General features: G+C 69.2%; 1 protein-coding gene and 1 pseudogene. Both read left to right on the forward strand.

What is annotated here, in order from left to right; all coding sequences use genetic code 11:
* Nucleotides 1–525: pseudogene (locus OKW78_RS16660) on the forward strand (DNA double-strand break repair protein Mre11); the annotation flags it as partial.
* The coding region (locus OKW78_RS16665) for an AAA family ATPase (RefSeq protein ID WP_281196168.1) at nt 522–1,552 on the forward strand (1,031 nt) is incomplete at its 3' end. The pseudogene OKW78_RS16660 and the gene OKW78_RS16665, both read left to right, overlap by 4 nt.

Genomic DNA, 1,552 nt, shown 5'->3' on the forward strand with positions numbered 1-1,552 from the left:
CGCCGGACGGCGGAGACCGAGGAGGAACTCGACGTGAGCTTCGCCGACCCCGAGGTGGCCGTCCGCGAGCGGATCGAGGAGATGGGACTCTCGTCGGCCGGCCTCGACGTCGACGACGTGGTCCGGTCGGATTCGGTCGCCGACAGCAACGTCCGCGAGACGGTGAAGTCCCGCGTCGAGGAGCGCCTCGACGATCCCGGCGCGTTCGTCGGAACGGGAGGGGATAGAGACGGCACCGAGGAGGACGGTGAAACCGCCGACGGCGACACGCCCGACGACGAAGGGGAGATCGACGAGGAGCAAACTGCCGACGGTGGTGACGCTGTCGGCGGCGGGAGCGACGACGCCGAGAACGACGCTGACGCCGATGGCGAGGACGACGGTGATGACGGCGATGCCGGTAGCGACGACGACGGGAACGGCGACGACAGAGACGACGCCAGTAACGACGACGACAGAGACGACGAACCGACGACGTCGTCGACGCCCGGCGACGGACAGGTCTCCATGGAGGACTACCTGTGAGGTTCGACCGGATCCGGCTCTCGAACTTCAAGCCGTACGGGGACGCCGACCTGCGGCTCTCCGAGGGCGTCACCGTCATCCACGGGATCAACGGCAGCGGCAAGTCGTCGCTGCTCGAGGCCTGTTTCTTCGCCCTCTACGGCTCGAAGGCGCTGAAGGGAACCCTCGAGGACGTGATCACGAACGGCGAGGAGGAGACGGGAGTCGACCTCTGGTTCACCCATGACGGGGTTTCCTACCACGTCGAGCGGCGGCTCCGCCGATACGACGACCGCGTCGACCACGCGTGCTCGCTCGAGACCATCGCGGGCGACGCGACGGGAGACGGCGATACCGCGGGCGACGTGACGCGCGACGGCGCGACGGCGGTTCGGCGGTTCGTGACCGAGCTCCTCCGGATGGACGCCGACGCGTTCGTCAACTGCGCGTACGTCCGGCAGGGCGAGGTGAACGCGCTGATCAACGCCACGCCGAGCGGGCGCCAGGACGTCATCGACGACCTCCTCCAGCTGGGCAAACTCGAGGAGTACCGCGAGCGCGCGGGAGACGCCCGCCTGGGGGTGGAGGACGTGTTGAACGCCAGGCGTGCCGTCCTCGACGAGAAGGAGACGCGGATCGAGCGGAAGGAGGACGAGGACCTCTACGACCGGCTCAACGGACTCGAGAGCGACCTCGCCGAGGTGACCGAGGAGATCGGTCGCTACGAGGACCAGCGGGAGCGCGCGAGGGAGACGCGGGAGGAGGCCGCCGAGACGCTCGCGACCCACGAGGAGAAGCGGTCCGAGCTGGCGGAACTCGAGGAAGACATAGCGGGGATCGAGTCGGCGATCCGCGAGACGGAACGCGAACGCGACGAGCATCGGGAGGCGATCCGCGAGATCCGCGAGCGGATCGAGTCGATCGAATCCGCGATCGACGACCGGCTCGACGCGGCCGGCCTCGAGGCCGCGACCGACGAGGCGATCGCGAAGCGCCGGGAGGCGCTCGACGACCGGGAGGCGGAGGTCCGCGGAGAGCTCGACGACGG

The sequence above is a fragment of the Halorubrum sp. F4 genome (assembly GCF_027257195.1).
Classification (GTDB): domain Archaea; phylum Halobacteriota; class Halobacteria; order Halobacteriales; family Haloferacaceae; genus Halorubrum.